This is a genomic window from Nonomuraea sp. ZG12 (assembly GCF_052068115.1).
Lineage (GTDB): Bacteria > Actinomycetota > Actinomycetes > Streptosporangiales > Streptosporangiaceae > Nonomuraea.
In genome coordinates this window covers 560,053-575,894 of sequence record NZ_JBQHCW010000001.1, presented here as the reverse complement: position 1 = coordinate 575,894, position 15,842 = coordinate 560,053, and the positions used below count along the sequence as shown (strand labels likewise).

Below are 15,842 nucleotides of genomic sequence, written 5' to 3'. Positions count from 1 at the left end.
CCGTCGAGACCAGCGGCATCAGTGCCGGCGTCGTCAGGAGCGGCACTGGCAGGACCGGGGCTGGCAGGACCGGCACTGGCAGGACCGGGGCCGGCAGGGACTTCGGTGTCGGTCTCTGGGTCGGAGGTGGGGGCGGCGGGGGGTGGGGGGTGATCGGGTTGGGAGGCGAGGGAGCCGGGGAGGGTCATCCAGGCGGGGATCCGGTCCTCGTCGGGGTGGTCAGTCATCTGCAGGCTTCTCCGGACTCTCCTCGTAGTCGTCGCCCACCGAGACGTCGCCGTCGTCGGCGCCTGTCCAGGTCACGTGCAGGTCGCCGAGTGGTTCGAGCTGGTCGAACGTGACGGCCGACTCCCGGAAGAGCTCCAGGACGGCCAGGAAGCGGGCGATGACCTCGTAGGTGCCCTCGCAGTCGGCGACCAGGGCACGGAAGGTGGCTTTGCGCATCCGGCGCAGGCGCTGGACCAGGATAGCGGCTTGCTCGCGGACGCTGGCGAGTGGTTGGTAGATGTGGCCGACGTTGACGGTCGGGGGGAGCTTGGGGGTGAAGGCGCGGGCGGCGATCCTGGCGAGCTGTTCGGGGCCGATGCCGAGGATGAGCTCGGACAGCAGGTTGGCGAACTGGGGCTCCAGGGGCGCGGTCCGGGGGAAGCGGAGGGCTTCCTGGGCCATCCGCCCGGCGAAGACCTTGGCCACCTCCTTGTAGGCCTTGTACTGCAGGAGGCGGGCGAACAGCAGGTCGCGGGCCTCCAGCAGGGCCAGGTCCTCCTCGTCCTCGACCTCGCCCGAGGGCAGCAGCCGGGCCGCCTTGAGGTCCAGGAGGGTCGCGGCGACCAGGAGGAAGTGGCTGGTCTGGTCGAGGTCCCACACCGGGCTGCGGGAGCGGATGTAGGCGATGAACTCGTCGGTGACCTGGGAGAGCGAGATCTCCGTGATGTCGAGCTTGTGCTTGGAGATCAGGCCCAGCAGCAGATCGAAGGGGCCCTCGAAGACGTCCAGGTGGACCTGGAATCCCTGAGGCTCGGTCTGCTGCTCGGTCACCTGGCCATTGTCGCAGCCGCGGGCCAGCGCGACAGCACCTCGCGCGCCAGCTCGCGGTAGGCGTTGGCGCCCAGGGACGAGGGGTCGAAGGTGGTGATCGGCTCGCCGGCGACGGTGGCGTCGGGGAAGCGCACCGTACGGTTGATCACGGTGTGGAAGACCTTGTCGCCGAACGCCTCGACGACGCGGGCGAGGACCTCGCGGCCGTGCAGGGTGCGGGCGTCGTACATGGTGGCGAGCAGGCCCTCGATCTCGAGGTCCTCGTTGAGGCGCTCCTGCACCTTGGTGATGGTGTCCATGAGCAGCGCGACGCCGCGCAGCGCGAAGAACTCGCACTCCAGCGGCACCATGACGCCCTGCGCGCAGGTGAGGGCGTTGATGGTGAGCAGGCCGAGCGACGGCTGGCAGTCGATGAGGCACACGTCGTAGTGCGGCAGCAGCGGCTTGATGACGCGGCCGAGCACCTGCTCGCGGGCGACCTCGGTGACCAGCTGGACCTCGGCGGCCGACAGGTCGATGTTGCTGGGCAGCAGGTCGAGGCCTTCGACGCCGGTCTCCAGCAGCACGTCCTCGGCGGTGACGTTGCGCTCCATCAGCAGGTTGTAGACCGTGAGGTCGAGCTGGAGCGGGTTGATGCCGAGGCCGACGGACAGGGCGCCCTGCGGGTCGAAGTCGACGAGCAGCACCTTGAGGCCGTATTCGACGAGGGCGGCGCCGAGGTTGATGGTGGTGGTGGTCTTGCCGACCCCGCCCTTCTGGTTGACCATGGCGACCACGCGCGCCGGGCCGTGCGTCGCGCGCGGGACCGGCTCCGGGAACACCGGCCGGGGGCGCCGCGTGGGGCCCAGATTCGCGCCGCTGGAAGGCGCGTTGGTCTTGGTGTCACCCCAGGGGTTGTCGGGGGTCCCCGGGGTCGAACCGTTGGTCTTCACAGTCACCAGCTCGAACCTCCCTGACGATCCCGAACCGGACCGTCCGGACGGACACTATGGCGTCACCACCAAACCCGGCAAGGCGGCACGCCGGAGTCACACGCGCAAGGCGGCACGCCGAGGTGCCGCATGACCCAGAAGACTATAGATCATTTCAGGGCCCGGGGGTGCGCGGCGGCGTAGACCTCGCGGAGCTTGTCGACGGTGACCAGGGTGTAGACCTGGGTGGTCGTCACCGAGGCGTGGCCGAGCAACTCCTGCACCACCCTAACGTCGGCGCCCCCGTCGAGGAGGTGGGTTGCGAAGGAATGCCGTAGAACGTGCGGAGATATCCCGGCGAGTCCGGCACGGTCGGCGGCGGACTGCAGCACCTCCCACGCTCCCTGCCTGGTCAGCCGCCCGCCGCGGGCGTTCAGGAACACCGCGGGGGTGCCGCGGCCGTGGGCGAGCAGGCCGGGCCTGGCCCGGACGAGGTAGGCGTCGAGCGCCGATCGGGCGTAGCGGCCGAGGGGGACCACTCTGGCGCGGCCGCCCTTGCCCCGCAGCAGCACCTGCTCGTGCTCCAGGTCGTCGACCGCCAGGCCGATGGCCTCGGAGATGCGGGCGCCGGTGCCGTACAGGACTTCGAGCAGGGCGCGGTTGCGGAGGGTGAGGGGCGCGCCGTCGGGGCCGGAGGCGGCGATGAGCCGCTCGACCTCGTCGACGGCGACGGCCTTGGGCAGCCTGCGGAGCTGGCGCGGCGGTCGTACGGCGCGGGCGGGGTCGTGCTGGGCGGCCCCTTCGCGCAGCGCGAAGCGGTGCAGGCCGCGGACGGCGGAGACGGCGCGGGCGGCGGAGCCCGCCACCAGGGCGGGATGCTCGCCGTCGCCTTCGCGCAGCGCGACCAGGAAGGCCCGCACGTCGGCCTCCCCCACCTCGTCGAGGCGGAGGCGGCCGCGGGCCCGCAGGTGCTCCAGATAGCGGCGCAGGTCACGCCGGTAGGACGCGAGCGTGTTGGCAGCCAGGCCCCGCTCCACCGCCAGATGGGCGAGGTAGCTGGCGAGCACCGCCTCCACGGGTCCGGTCCTTCCGTCAGGCCTCGGGTGCGTCGGCGGGGCGCATCAGGCCGAACCCCTCAACCGAAGCCGCGTACGCGGCGAGGATACCGGCCACGGCCGGGGAATTGTGGATCATTCCCATCAGGGCCTTCTCCACGGCGTCGGCCAGCGGCACCCATTCGACCGGCATGCCGATCTCCTCGTGCCGATGGACGAAGCCGTTCTCCTCCTCGGGGATCTTCGTCAGGTCGCGGGCCAGGAAGACGCGGATGCGCTCGTCGGACATGCCAGGTGAGGTGTAGAGGTCGACCAGGGTGTGCCAGGTGCGGGCGCGGTAGCCGGCCTCCTCGGCGAGCTCCCTGGCGGCCCCGGTGACCAGCGATTCGCCTTCGACGTCGCGCAGGCCGGCGGGCAGCTCCCACAGCAGGCGGCGCGTCGGGTGGCGGTACTGCCGGATGAGCAGGACCCGGTCGTCGTCGTCGAGCGCCACCACCGCGACGGAGCCGGGATGGACGACGTAGTCGCGGTCGGCGTTCTCGTCGCCGGGCATCCGCACGGTGTCGGTGACGACGTCGATGACGTGTCCCCTGAACCGCTGCCTGGACTCGACGACGTCCCAGGTCTCGGGCGTGTCCTCGATCCTCACTTGGTCACCTTGTCGGCGACGCGGCTGTCGGCGTAGACGAGGGCGGCGGTGATGAGCCCCTTGAACATCGGGTTGGCCCGGGTCGGCCGGGAGCGGAACTCGGGGTGCGCCTGGGTGCCGATGAAGAACGGGTGCGTCTCGGGGGGCAGCTCGGTGTATTCGACCAGGCGGCCGTCGGGCGAGAGCCCGGAGAAGACCAGCCCGACCTTCTCCAGCTTGGCGCGGTAGGCGTTGTTGACTTCGTACCTGTGACGGTGGCGCTCGTCGGCCTTGGCCTTGCCGCCGTAGAGCCTGCGGGCCAGCGTGCCGTCGCCGAGCTTGGCGGTGTAGCTGCCCAGGCGCATGGTGCCGCCCATGTCGCGCTCGCCGGCGACGACGTCCTCCTGGTCGGCCATGGTGGAGATCACCGGGTGCTTGGTGTCGGGGTCGAACTCGGCGGAGTTGGCGTCGGTGATGCCGGCCATGTTGCGGGCCGCCTCGATGACCATGCCCTGCATGCCGAGGCAGATGCCGAGCAACGGGATCTTCTGCTCCCGGGCGTGGCGGATGGCGCCGATCTTGCCCTCGATGCCGCGCACGCCGAACCCGCCGGGGATCAGCACGCCGTCGACGCCGTCGAGCTCGCGCTCGGCGCCCTCGGGGCTCTCGCAGTCGTCGCTCTTGACCCAGCGGATGTTGACGCGGGTGTCGTTGGCGAAGCCGCCGGCGCGCAGCGCCTCGGTGACCGACAGGTACGCGTCCGGCAGGTCGATGTACTTGCCGACCAGGGCGATGGTGACCTCCTTGGCCGGGCGGTGCACGCGGCGCAGGAGCTCCTCCCACTCCTTCCAGTCGACGTCCCGGAACGGCAGGCCGAGCCGGCGCACCACGTAGGCGTCGAGGCCCTCGGAGTGGAGCACCTTGGGGATGTCGTAGATGGAGGCGGCGTCGACGCAGCTGACCACGGCGTCCTCGTCCACGTCGCACATCAGGCTGATCTTGCGCTTGATCGCGACCTGCACGGGCCGGTCGGAGCGCAGCACGATGGCGTCGGGCTGGATGCCGATGCTGCGCAGCGCGGCCACGCTGTGCTGGGTGGGCTTGGTCTTGAGCTCGCCGGAGGGGCCGATGTAGGGCAGCAGGGAGACGTGCAGGAAGAAGACGTTGTCGCGGCCGACCTCGTGCCGGATCTGCCGTACCGCCTCCAGGAACGGCAGCGACTCGATGTCGCCGACCGTGCCGCCCACCTCGGTGATCACCACGTCGACCTCGGGGCCCGCCATGCCACGGATGCGGTCCTTGATCTCGTTGGTGATGTGCGGGATGACCTGGACGGTGTCGCCGAGGTACTCGCCGCGCCGTTCCTTGGCGATGACGTTGGAGTAGACCTGGCCGGTGGTCACGTTGGCCGAGCCGTGCAGGTGGGTGTCGAGGAAGCGCTCGTAGTGGCCGACGTCGAGATCCGTCTCGGCGCCGTCGTCGGTGACGAAGACCTCGCCGTGCTGGAACGGGTTCATGGTGCCGGGGTCGACGTTGAGGTAGGGGTCCAGTTTCTGCATCGTGACGCGGAGTCCGCGTCCCTTGAGCAGGCGGCCGAGGCTGGATGCCGTGAGCCCCTTGCCGAGACTGGAGGCGACACCGCCGGTGACGAACAGATGCTTGGTTTGCGATGCGCTGCGCAAGGAGGCTCCCGTGGCTCGAGGTGTGGTCAAGTGTCCACGGGCTCTCAGGATATCAAACAACGTCCCCGACATGCCCGAACAGGACGACCTGGCGGTAACTTTGGTCCTTATGTCACTTGTACGGCGGGCGATCGGCACGCTGATCCACCGCGCCTACGAGGCGATCCGCAGGGCGGGCGCCATCACCCCGGCCTCTCCGGGCGGCCACGCGTTCCGCCGCCTGGGCGACGGGGTGAAGATCGCTTTCCCGCCGGGTGCGATCTTCGGCGAGCAGTGGATCGAGATCGGCGACCACACGCTGATCGGCGAGCGGGTGTCGCTGTCGTGCGGCATGTGGCCGGGCGCCGACCTGGGCCCGGACTCGATCCTGCGGATCGGCCCGAGCTGCTCGATCGGCAGGGGCTCGCACATCGTCGCCCACCAGTCGATCGACATCGGCGCCGACGTCTTCACCGGCCCGTACGTGTACATCACCGACCAGAACCACGTCTACGACGACCCGGAGACGCCGATCGGCAGGCAGTGGCCGCGCAACAGCCCGGTCTCGATCGGCTCGGGGTCCTGGCTCGGCGCGGGCGCGATCATCCTGCCGGGGACCCGGCTGGGCCGCCAGTGCGTGGTGGCGGGCGGCGCGGTGGTGCGCGGCGAGTTCCCCGACCACAGCGTGGTGGCGGGCGTGCCGGCCAAGATCGTACGCAGCTACGACGCGGACTTAGGCTGGCACACGAACGATCGCTTGGTCACCACCTGGACCGAACATGCTTCTGGCGGTTAGCGTCAGATCATGCGGACCGCTATCTGCGAACGCCTCGGCGTCGAATTCCCCCTGTTCGCCTTCAGCCACTGCCGCGACGTGGTGGCCGCGGTCACCAACGCGGGCGGTTTCGGCGTGCTCGGCGCGATCGCGTACACACCCGAGCAGCTCGACACCGAGCTCACCTGGATCGACGAGCGGGTGGGCGGCAGGCCGTACGGCGTGGACGTGCTCGTGCCCGGCAAGATCGACGCGTCGGCGCTGGACGGCGGCGCGCGCCTGGCCGACTCCGTGCCGGAACGGCACCGTGACTTCGTCACCCACCTGCTGTCCAAGTACGGCGTGAGCGGCCCGGCGCCGGTGGCCCGCGCCTCGGCGGACGAGTTCGGCAGGCGGGTGACCGCGGCGGGCGCGACCGGGCTGATCGAGGTGGCGCTGAAGCATCCGATCGGGCTGATCGCCAGCGCGCTGGGGCCGCCTCCGCCGGAGATGGTGGCCGGCGCGCGTGCGGCCGGGGTGCCGGTCGCGGCGCTGGTCGGCACCGTGGAGCACGCGCGCAGGCAGGTGGCGGCGGGCGCCGACCTGATCGTCGCGCAGGGCACCGAGGCGGGCGGCCACACCGGCGAGATCTCCACGATGGTGCTGGTGCCACAGGTGGTCGACGCCGTGGCGCCGGTGCCGGTGCTGGCGGCGGGCGGCATCGCCTCGGGACGGCAGATGGCCGCGGCCATGGCGCTCGGCGCGGAAGGCGTGTGGTGCGGCTCGGTCTGGCTGACCACCGAGGAGGCCGAGACCGCACCCGTGGTGAAGCGGAAGATGCTGGCCGCCTCCTCGCTCGACACGGTCAGGTCCCGCTCGCGAACCGGCAAGCCCGCCCGGCAGCTCAGGTCCGCCTGGACCGAGGAGTGGGACGCCGGCCAGGAGAGCCCGGGACCGCTCGGCATGCCGCTGCAGATGCTGGTGGCCGAGACCGCCATGACCCGGATCGGCCAGGCCGCCGAGCGGGGCGAGCCCGGCGCGGTGGAGCTGGCCAACTACTTCGTCGGGCAGGTCGTGGGCCAGCTCGACCGGGTCAGGCCGGCCCGCGAGGTGGTCTACGAGATGGTGAGCGAGTTCGGCGACGCGGTGGAGCGGCTGGCCCGGCTCTCGCGGTGACGGACCACCTCGACTCTTTACCCGAGCTGGAGCGCGGCACCGGGGTACCCGCGCACGTGCAGATCGAGCGGTGGCTGCTCGAGTCGATCGCGGGCGGCGAGATGGAGCCCGGCGACCGGCTGCCCGGCGAGCGGGAGCTGGCCGCGCGGCTCGGCGTGAGCAGGATGACGCTCCGGCAGGCGCTGGCGACGCTGGAGCGGGACGGCGTGCTGGTGCGGGTGCCGGGGCGGCGGGGCGGCGCGTTCGTGACCGAGCCGCGCATCGAGTGCGACCTGACGGGGCTGGCCGGGTTCACCGAGCAGATGCGGCGCGCGCACCTGCGGGCCGAGGCGCGGATCCTGGTGGCCGCCACCGTGCCCGCCTCCCCCGCCGTGGCCGCCGCGCTGGAGGTCGCGGCCGGTGAGCCCGTGCACGAGGTGGCGCGGGTGCGCTCGGCCGGGCAGACGCCGGTGGCGCTCGAACGCTCCTTCTTCCCCGCCCTGCCCGGCTTCCTCGCGCAGGATCTCGGCGGGTCGCTGTACGCGCTGCTCGCCGGGCACTACGACCTGGCGCCGCGCACCGCGCTGGAGCACCTCGACCCGGTCGTCGCCGCGCCCGCCGAGGCGGCCGAGCTCGGCATCGAGCCCGGCACGCCGCTCATGCTGATCGAGCGGACCGCCTACGCGGCGGGCGGTGTCCCGGTGGAGTACGCGCGCGACCTGTTCCGTCCGGACCGGGTGCGCGTCTCGGTGCGCAGCGGCGTCAGCGCAGCCGCTGCCCTGCCGGGTCGTACAGCGGGTCGCTGACCACGCTCCCGGCCACCCAGGCGCCTTCCACCTCTACCTCCACCTTGGCGCCGGGCTCCGCCTCCAGGTAGGCGTAGGCGATGGACGACTCCACCGTGTGGCCGTAACCGCCGGAGGTGACGCGCGCCACCACCTGCCCGTCGATGCGTACCGGCTCGTTGCCCAGGGCGACGGCCCCGGGGTCGCCGAGCGTGAGGCAGCGCAGCTTGCGCGCGGGGTGCGGGTCCAGGGCGTCCTTGCCGAGGAAGTCCTTGTCCCGCTTGACGCAGAATCCGAGCCCGGCTTCGTACGGGGTCGTCTCCGGGCCGAGGTCGGCGCCCCAGACGCGGTAGCCCTTCTCCAGGCGCAGGCTGTCGATGGCCTTGTAGCCTCCGGCCAGCATCCCCTGCGGCTCGCCCGCCCGCCACAGCGCCTGCCAGAGCGCCAGGCCGTACTCGCTGGAGCAGTAGAGCTCCCAGCCGAGCTCGCCCACGAACGTGACGCGCAGCGCCAGCACCGGCACGTCGCCGACGGTGAGCTCCCGCGAGGTCAGGAACGGGAACTCCAGCGGGTCGGGGGTGAGCGTGGACAGGATGTCGCGGGCGCGCGGCCCCCACAGGCCGAAGCAGGCGTACTGGCCGGTCACGTCCGCGACGCGCACGTCGGCGTCGCGCAGCCGGGCCTGCTTGCGCAGCCAGCCGAGGTCGTGGGAGCCGAAGGCGGTGCCGGTGACGATGAGGAACTCCTGCTCGGCCCGCCTGGTGACGGTGAAGTCGCACTCGATGCCGCCCCGGCCGTTGAGCGCCTGCGTGTAGGTGACGGCGCCGACCTCGCGGGCCACCCGGTTGTCGCACACCCATTCCAGCAGCGACGCCGCGTCGGGCCCGGTGACCTCGATCTTGGCGAACGAGCTCTCGTCGAACAGGCCCGCCGCCGAGCGGGTGGCCCGGTGCTCGGCGGCGATCGCGGGCGAGAAGTTGCGCCCGGCCCAGCCTCGCGGCCGCTGACCCTCAGCGTCCTGCCCGTCGGCGCCCCGGGCGTTGCGCTCGTAGTGGTTGACCCGCTCCCAGCCCGCCTTCTCGCCGAAGACCGCGCCGTGCGCGGCGTGCCAGCCGTAGACGGGGGACACCCTGAGCGGGCGGCCCGCCGAGCGCTCGTCGCCCGGGTAGCGGATGTCGTAGTAGGTCTCGTAGTTCTCCACGGCGCGGGCCAGCGTGTAGGAGGGCGAACGGTACTGGCGGCCGAAGCGGCGGATGTCCATGTGCCAGACGTCCATGCTGGGCTCGCCCTCGACGATCCACTCGGCCATCACCTTGCCGATGCCGCCCGCGCCGGCGATGCCGTGCGCGCAGAACCCGGCCGCCACGTAGAAGCCGCCGACCTCGGTCTCGCCCAGGCAGAACTCGTTGTCCGGGGTGAACGCCTCAGGCCCGTTGATCAGCTTGCGGATGCCGACGTCGCCCATGGCGGGCACGCGGATCCGGGAGTTGTCGGAGATCTCCTCCAGGCGCGGCCAGTCCTCGGCCAGCAGCCGGCCGTTGAAGTCGGCGGGGATCGCGTCGTAGGTGGTCCGATCGGCCGTCCACGGCGCGCAGGTGCGTTCGTACCCGCCCATGACCAGCCCGCTGACCTCCTGCCGGTAGTAGACGAGCAGGTCGGGGTCGCGCAGCGTGGGCAGCCCGGTGTGGTCGTGGAAGCCCTCGGTGACCACGTACTGGTGTGACATCGGCACGATCGGGATCCGCACGCCGGCCATCCGGCCGATCTCGGCGGCGAACATGCCGCCGCAGTTGACCACGATCTCGCAGTCGATGTCGCCCTGGTCGGTGCGGACCCTCGTCACCCTGCCGCCGGTCACGTCGAGGCCGAGCACGCGGGTGCGGGTGCGGATCCGGGCGCCGCCCTGCCTGGCCTTGGCGGCCAGTTCGTAGCACAGGCGGGAAGGGTCGATCTGGCCGTCGGTGGGCAGGTAGGCGGCGCCGACGACGCCTTCGGGGTTCATCAGGGGGAACAGCTCGACGGCCTCGGCGACGGAGATCTCCTCCAGCGGCAGCCCGAACGTGCGCGCCCAGCCGATCTGGCGGCGGATCTCGGCCATGCGCTCGGGAGTGGAGGCGAGCTTGATCCCGCCGCACTCGGTCCAGCCCGCGTCCAGGGTCCGGTAGAGCTCGACGGAGTACTGGTTCATCCTGGTCAGCGTGGGGTCGGCGCGGAGCTGGCCGACCAGTCCGGCGGAGTGGAAGGTCGAGCCGCTGGTGAGCTCGTCACGCTCCAGCAGGACCACGTCCCGCTCGCCGAGCTGGGTCAGGTGGTAGGCGACGGAGGCGCCGCCCACGCCACCTCCGATGATCACGATGCGGGCCGAGTCGCTCATGCTGGCGAGGCTAACCGCCAGGTGATCAAAGGTCTAGACCGTTCAACGGGGCGGCCATTAGCATCGACCATGGCCATGCCCGAGGTCCTCGACCGCATCCCCATGCTGGCCGGCGTGCCCCGCACCGTGGCGGAGCTGCCCGGCGGGCTGACCAATCGCAACTACAAGGTGACCACGCCCGGCGGGGCGTACGTCGTGCGCGTCTCGGCGAGCGACGGCTCGCTGCTCGCCATCGACCGGGACGCCGAGCACGCCGCCTCGATCGCCGCCGCGCAGGCGGGTGTGGGCGCGCCGGTGCACGACTATCTGCCCGCCGAGGGCGTGCTCGTGGTGGGCTGGCTTCCCGGGCGTACGTTCACCGAGGCCGATCTGCGTGATCCGGTGAATCTGCCGCGGGTGGCGCGGGTCTGCAGACAGCTGCACGCGGGGCCTCGGTTCGTCCGTGACTTCGACATGTTCGACGTGCAGCGGCGTTATCTGGCGATCGTGCGTGAGCGGGGGTTCCGGCTGCCTGCCGGGTATCTGGACTTCATGCCGCAGGTTGCCCAACTTGAGAAATGTCTGGAAATACAGGCAGAAGGCACCGTTCCGTGTAATAACGACCTGCTGCCGGGCAACATCATCGACGACGGCGAGCGGCTCTGGCTGATCGACTACGAGTACGCCGGCAACAACGACCCCTGCTTCGAGCTGGGCAACGCCTGGAGCGAGTCGGACCTGCCGCTCGGCCACCTCGACGAGCTCGTCACCGCCTACTACGGCCGCCGCCTGCGCGGCAAGATCGCCCGAGCGCGGCTGCTGGGTCTGATGTCCAAGTACGGCTGGACCCTGTGGGCCTCGATCCAGGACGGCGCCAACGACGCCATCGACTTCGACTTCTGGGCGTGGGGCATGGAGAAGTACGAGCGGGCGGTGGCCGAATTCACCGGACCGGACCTGGCTCGCCTCATGGACGAGGCGGCGCGGGCAGACTAGGGCCATGTTCGCCGCACTGACAGGGCTGGGCCTGTCCACGGCCGCCGGCCTCAACGCCTACATCCCGCTGCTGGTCGTCGGCGTGCTGGCGAACCTCACCGACGCGGTGAAGCTGCCGGACGGCTACGCCTGGCTGTCCGACTGGGGCGTCCTGGCGATCATCGCGGTGCTGCTGGCGGCGGAGATGGTCCTGGACAAGGTGCCGGTCGTCGACAGCGTGAACGACGCGATCCAGACCGTGGTGCGCCCGGCCTCGGGCGGCGTGGTCTTCAGCGCCACCAACGCCGCCGCCGAGCTCGACGGCTCCACCTGGATGACGGCGAACCCCTGGGCGAGCTGGCTGCTGGGCATCGTGGTGGCGCTGGCCGTACACGCGCTGAAGTCGGCGACCCGGCCGGTGATCAACGCCGGCACCGCGGGAGTGGGCGCACCGGTCGCGAGCGCGGCCGAGGACGCCGGCGCGCTGGGCATGAGCCTGATCGCGGTGTTCGTGCCGCTGCTGGTGATCGTGGCGCTGGCGCTGCTCGCGCTGGTGGCCTGGTGGGCGATCAGGAGGGTACGCCGCTTCCGGGTGAGGAAGAGGAGCCGCCCGCATCCGCCTCCAGGGTGATTCGCCCGCCCCCTTGGCATCCGTACCGTGTCATACGGGGCGGATCTCCGCCCGTACGAGCCGTCAGGGCGCACCGTGGTCCCCGCCCGGCGCCCGGACGCACCCGGGCCCGGCAGCGTCCCGCTGCCGGGCCCGCCCGCTCAGGAACCCGTCGCTTCCTTCGCTCGTTCCACCCGACGGGCGCGGCCCAGCCGCCCAAGCGAGATATCCTCAAGGCGAGAACTCAACAGGAGGTGGCCACGATCAGCGAAATCATCCTCATCGTGCTGGTGATCTTGGCGTTCCTCCTACTGGTGGCCGGAGTCGGCATCTACTTCCTGGTCAAAGTAGGCAGGAAGGCCGCGGTCAAGGCCCGGCAGGCCACGACCAGGCTGACCACGCACGTCAACGCGATGGGCACCGGCGACGCCGCCGAGGTGGAGCGCCTCCGCCTCGACCTGCGGCGCGAGGTCTCCCTCACCCGCCAGGCCGTGGAGCAGGCCCAGCAGCAGGGCTGGGGCCTCGGCGACCTGCCGGTCCTCCTGGCGGACCTGACGGCCCAGGCCGACGTGCACGACGGCCAGCTCGGCATGTACGCCCAGCAGCGCCGCGTGTCCCCGTACGTCGACCACGCCACTCTCGACCGGCTGCGCGAGCACCAGGCCAAGCTGACGGCGATGTGCGCCCGCATCCGCGCCGACCTCCTCAGCGACCAGGTCCAGCACACCGCCACCGGCATCGACGACCTGCACTCCCGCACCGACCTGGAGATCGAGGCCCGCCGCCGCGCCCCCGATCCCCTGGACGAGATCGACGACCTCTACCGCCGCACCATGCAGGAGCGCAGAGACCCCTCCTGAGAAGGCCACCGCGACCCGACCCGCCACGGAGGTGCGACCCTGAGCACGGCCTTCTCCTCTGATGGATTTCACCCTGGCCCGCCAGGTGGCTGGACCGCCGACATGCTCGACCACCTGCCCTCCGACGCGCCCGAGCACGTCGAGTTGATCGACGGGTCGCTCGTGCCGCAGTCCCCCCGGACGATGTTCCACATGCTCGTGCTCAGGCTGTTCGAGAGGGAGCTCGATCCTCCCGGGCATCTGGTCGTCGTCCGAGAGATGACCGTCACCCTGGGCCTGCGCCAGCGTCCTGAGCCGGACGTCCTCCTGGTGAAGGAGTCGGCGGCCAGACGGATCACCCTCACCACCTTCGAGCCTGAGGACGTGCACCTGGTCGTCGAGGTGGTGTCAGAGGACTCCCGCGACAGAGACCGCACCACGAAACCCGGCAAGTATTCGAGCGCGGGCATCAAGCACTTCTGGCGCGTGGAGTTGGAGGACGACCAGCCCGTCGTCTACACCTTCGAGCTGGAGCCCGCCGTCAAGGCGTACGTGCCCACCGGCATCCATCGCGGGCGACTACGGACGGACATCGGTTTCCCCGTGGACATCGACCTCGACCTGGACAAGAACAGGCGCTGACGTCACCGCGCCACTCGCGGTGGACGAACTCGGCGTACTCCTCCGCCGTGCCCCCCTTGTTGAGGATCGCGCGGGCCGCCTGCGCCCGGGCGGTGGTGGGGAGATGCCCGTCGAGCAGGATCGGGAGCGACAGCCTGCGGCCCAGCACCTCCTTTGCCGAGATTCCGTACGGCCTGCGTACGACTGACACGTTGACCCGCAGCGCATGCTCGTTGCCGGGCGGCACGCCAGGGCGGTCCACCTCGACGGCGGCATACCGGTACCCATGGGCCCGATCGCAGACGGAACAACCGGCGGGTCCCCGGCTCAGCGTGCTCCCGCACTCCCCGCACATGAGCCGATCGTAGGCGGCGTCGACGACCCGCCAGGGGTGCCGATCGATCTCGTCGACCACCATCTCGGCGATCGCCCGTTCCTCCGCCGCCGCAACGCCCCCGAACTCCCGGTCGACGAACTCCCGCCACCCGGCCTCGACGATCTCGTCCACCACCGCGGCACACCGCCCGCAGTCCGGCGCGCCGGCGGGCTCCCATTCCCCGCACCCCTCACACCTACGCATCTCCGCACCGTACAAGCCACCCGTCCAGCTCTTCATCCCCATTTCGCCACCCATCGCTTTCGAGTCAGCCGACTCACTCACTTCTGTGCTACGGTTCCTCCTAAGTCAGCCAACTAACTAAGGAATCGACATGATCGTTGTCACGGGAGCGACCGGAAACGTCGGACGCACGCTGGTACGCCTGCTCGCCCAAGCCGGTGAGCCGGTGACGGCCGTATCGCGGAAGATCACCACCGCGGACGTGCCCCAGGGAGTGCGAGCCGTCCCCGCGGACCTGACCGACCCCGCAGGCCTGCTGCCCGCCCTCACCGGCGCCGACGCGATGTTCCTGCTGATCTCCGGCGACTTCGTGGCCGTCGCCGACGACCCCGCCGGCATCATCGGCACCACCCTCAGAAACGCGAAGGCCGGCGGAATCAGACGAGTCGTGCTGCTGTCCTCCCAAGGCGTCGCAACCCGCCCGGAGTCCCCCTCCCACGGCCAGATGGGCCAGTCCTTCGAGGACGCCGTTCAGCGGTCAGGCATGGACTGGACGATCCTGCGCCCCGGCGGCTTCCACTCCAACGCCTACGCCTGGGCCGAGCCGGTCCGAACCCGGCGCACCGTCGCCGCCCCCTTCGGCGACGTCGGCCTGCCGACCGTCGACCCGGACGACCTCGCCGAGGTCGCCGCCGTGACCCTGCGCGAGAACGGCCACACCGGCCGGACGTACGAACTGACAGGCCCGGCCCTCACCACCCCCCGCCAGCGAGCCGCAGCGATCGGCGACGCACTCGGCGAGCCGATCCGCTTCATCGAGCAGACCCGCGAAGAGGCGCGGGCCCAGATGCTGCAGTTCATGCCCGAACCCATCGCCGACACCACCCTGGCCATCATCGGCACCCCCACGGCAGCCGAGCAGCGCATCAGCCCCGACGTCGAACACCTCCTCGGCCGCGCAGCCCACCCCTTCACCCACTGGGCCCACCGCAACGCCCCGGCCTTCCGCTGACCCCGCACAGCAACCGCCGCCGAGCCCCCACTGCCTACCGCCACGCAGCGCCGTGGCAGGGCGCTCACCTCCCGATCCCGCCGACCGCATCCCTTACGGGCTCGCCCCCGTCGGTGTTCGTCCTCAAGCCCGTACACGTCGAGGAAAGGCGCGCAAGCCGACGGCGACGGCCGGTGATGACGGCGCCGCGCAGCCACGGCCGGGCGGCGTAGGCGAGGTCACGCGTACGGGGGCCGGGAGCGGCGGCCGGCATTCTCCAGGTGCCGGAGCAGCCGGTGCGCGAACGGCGAGTGCGGCCCGACCGGCCGCAGCCCTCCGCTGAAGGTCGCTTATACTCCTCGCGGTCGTCACGACGTCCCATGGCCCCGCCACGCCGTGTCCAACGACCGCCCCGCTGTCATGAGACGACCAGGAGCTGTGGATGGAGAAGATCCCCGGATGTCCGCCGCCGTCCGTGGCAGGGTCAACCGGGGCGGGTACGGGGACTCAGGGTGAGAGCGTGGCCATGACTGATGCGCCTGCCGGGCGCAAGGGGCGGGCGAAAACGGCCTATGGGCTCCCGCGCTGGCGAACCTCGGACTTGGCGTACCCGCCATGGTGCCGTTCTACCTGGCGTGGTGGCTGCTGACCGAGTACATGCCGATGGATTGCGCCCTTGCCGAGTCCACCAACTGCAACTACGAGACTCTCGATAACGGGTTCGTCTTCACCGTTGCGCTGGTGGCGACCGGCCTGCTCACCTTGACCCAGGTGATCGTGATCGACGTAGCCCTCCCGCTCTGGCAGAGGCGGCGGCCGGCGGCGTGGCTCAGCTTCGCCGTGCTCATCCCCGTCCCGTTCCTCGCGTGCCTGGCGCTGGCCTCGCTGGCCTGACCACCGGCTCCAG

At 71.0% G+C, this 15,842-nt stretch carries 16 protein-coding genes; 9 read left to right on the top strand and 7 right to left on the bottom strand.

Annotation, left to right across the window (positions count from 1 at the left end; all coding sequences use genetic code 11):
- Positions 1 to 219 precede the first annotated feature (219 nt).
- The 5 genes from ACTMTF_RS02650 to ACTMTF_RS02630 form a co-directional block, all read right to left on the bottom strand.
- Positions 220 to 1,038 carry a segregation and condensation protein A gene (locus ACTMTF_RS02650; RefSeq protein ID WP_441109036.1) on the bottom strand — a complete coding sequence of 273 codons (819 nt, stop codon included), beginning with the start codon at positions 1,036 to 1,038 and terminating at the stop codon, positions 220 to 222.
- Positions 1,035 to 1,976 carry a ParA family protein gene (locus tag ACTMTF_RS02645; protein WP_441109035.1) on the bottom strand — a complete coding sequence of 314 codons (942 nt, stop codon included), beginning with the start codon at positions 1,974 to 1,976 and terminating at the stop codon, positions 1,035 to 1,037. Before ACTMTF_RS02645 ends, ACTMTF_RS02650 begins: the two co-directional genes overlap by 4 nt.
- A 143-nt stretch (positions 1,977 to 2,119) precedes the next feature.
- On the bottom strand, positions 2,120 to 3,025 hold the full coding sequence (locus ACTMTF_RS02640) for a site-specific tyrosine recombinase XerD (protein WP_441109034.1): 906 nt from the start codon (positions 3,023 to 3,025) through the stop codon (positions 2,120 to 2,122).
- Positions 3,026 to 3,041: 16 nt separating this feature from the next.
- Entirely contained in the window at positions 3,042 to 3,653 is a 612-nt protein-coding gene (locus tag ACTMTF_RS02635; RefSeq protein ID WP_397000646.1) for an NUDIX domain-containing protein, read from the bottom strand.
- Positions 3,650 to 5,314, bottom strand: a complete 1,665-nt coding sequence (locus ACTMTF_RS02630; RefSeq protein WP_441109033.1) for a CTP synthase — start codon at positions 5,312 to 5,314, stop codon at positions 3,650 to 3,652. Before ACTMTF_RS02630 ends, ACTMTF_RS02635 begins: the two co-directional genes overlap by 4 nt.
- A gap of 109 nt (positions 5,315 to 5,423) precedes the next feature.
- Between ACTMTF_RS02630 and ACTMTF_RS02625 the strand changes: the two genes are divergently transcribed.
- Genes ACTMTF_RS02625 through ACTMTF_RS02615 form a run of 3 tightly spaced genes read left to right on the top strand, consistent with a single transcriptional unit; the run spans position 5,424 to position 8,008 of the window.
- Positions 5,424 to 6,089 (top strand): acyltransferase, encoded by a 666-nt coding sequence (locus tag ACTMTF_RS02625; RefSeq protein WP_441109032.1) that lies wholly within the window; start codon positions 5,424 to 5,426, stop codon positions 6,087 to 6,089.
- 9 nt (positions 6,090 to 6,098) lie between these two features.
- On the top strand, positions 6,099 to 7,223 hold the full coding sequence (locus ACTMTF_RS02620; RefSeq protein ID WP_441109031.1) for an NAD(P)H-dependent flavin oxidoreductase: 1,125 nt from the start codon (positions 6,099 to 6,101) through the stop codon (positions 7,221 to 7,223).
- A complete protein-coding gene (locus ACTMTF_RS02615; protein ID WP_441109030.1) occupies positions 7,220 to 8,008 on the top strand; it encodes a GntR family transcriptional regulator in 789 nt (262 codons plus the stop codon). Before ACTMTF_RS02620 ends, ACTMTF_RS02615 begins: the two co-directional genes overlap by 4 nt.
- Here the strand turns inward: ACTMTF_RS02615 and ACTMTF_RS02610 are convergent.
- Positions 7,965 to 10,361 (bottom strand): GcvT family protein, encoded by a 2,397-nt coding sequence (locus ACTMTF_RS02610; RefSeq protein ID WP_441109029.1) that lies wholly within the window; start codon positions 10,359 to 10,361, stop codon positions 7,965 to 7,967. The two genes, ACTMTF_RS02615 and ACTMTF_RS02610, sit on opposite strands and share 44 nt — an antisense overlap.
- A gap of 69 nt (positions 10,362 to 10,430) precedes the next feature.
- Between ACTMTF_RS02610 and ACTMTF_RS02605 the strand changes: the two genes are divergently transcribed.
- From ACTMTF_RS02605 to ACTMTF_RS02590, 4 genes are all read left to right on the top strand, one after another.
- Positions 10,431 to 11,336: a phosphotransferase gene (locus tag ACTMTF_RS02605; protein WP_441109028.1), complete on the top strand. Its 906-nt coding sequence runs from the start codon at positions 10,431 to 10,433 to the stop codon at positions 11,334 to 11,336.
- Positions 11,337 to 11,340: 4 nt separating this feature from the next.
- Positions 11,341 to 11,946 carry a DUF4126 domain-containing protein gene (locus ACTMTF_RS02600; RefSeq protein WP_441109027.1) on the top strand — a complete coding sequence of 202 codons (606 nt, stop codon included), beginning with the start codon at positions 11,341 to 11,343 and terminating at the stop codon, positions 11,944 to 11,946.
- Between the two features lie 233 nt (positions 11,947 to 12,179).
- Positions 12,180 to 12,785 carry a hypothetical protein gene (locus ACTMTF_RS02595; protein ID WP_441109026.1) on the top strand — a complete coding sequence of 202 codons (606 nt, stop codon included), beginning with the start codon at positions 12,180 to 12,182 and terminating at the stop codon, positions 12,783 to 12,785.
- A 102-nt stretch (positions 12,786 to 12,887) separates the two neighbouring features.
- The gene (locus tag ACTMTF_RS02590; RefSeq protein WP_441109025.1) at positions 12,888 to 13,406 is read left to right on the top strand and encodes a Uma2 family endonuclease; all 519 of its coding nucleotides are present in this window, start codon (positions 12,888 to 12,890) and stop codon (positions 13,404 to 13,406) included.
- Here the strand turns inward: ACTMTF_RS02590 and ACTMTF_RS02585 are convergent.
- The gene (locus ACTMTF_RS02585) at positions 13,306 to 13,965 is read right to left on the bottom strand and encodes a hypothetical protein (RefSeq protein ID WP_441109024.1); all 660 of its coding nucleotides are present in this window, start codon (positions 13,963 to 13,965) and stop codon (positions 13,306 to 13,308) included. The two genes, ACTMTF_RS02590 and ACTMTF_RS02585, sit on opposite strands and share 101 nt — an antisense overlap.
- A 130-nt stretch (positions 13,966 to 14,095) precedes the next feature.
- On the opposite strand from ACTMTF_RS02585, the gene ACTMTF_RS02580 reads away from it, so the two are divergent.
- Positions 14,096 to 14,956: an SDR family oxidoreductase gene (locus ACTMTF_RS02580; RefSeq protein WP_441109023.1), complete on the top strand. Its 861-nt coding sequence runs from the start codon at positions 14,096 to 14,098 to the stop codon at positions 14,954 to 14,956.
- Positions 14,957 to 15,550: 594 nt separating this feature from the next.
- Positions 15,551 to 15,829 (top strand): hypothetical protein, encoded by a 279-nt coding sequence (locus tag ACTMTF_RS02575; protein ID WP_441109022.1) that lies wholly within the window; start codon positions 15,551 to 15,553, stop codon positions 15,827 to 15,829.
- Positions 15,830 to 15,842: the final 13 nt, after the last annotated feature.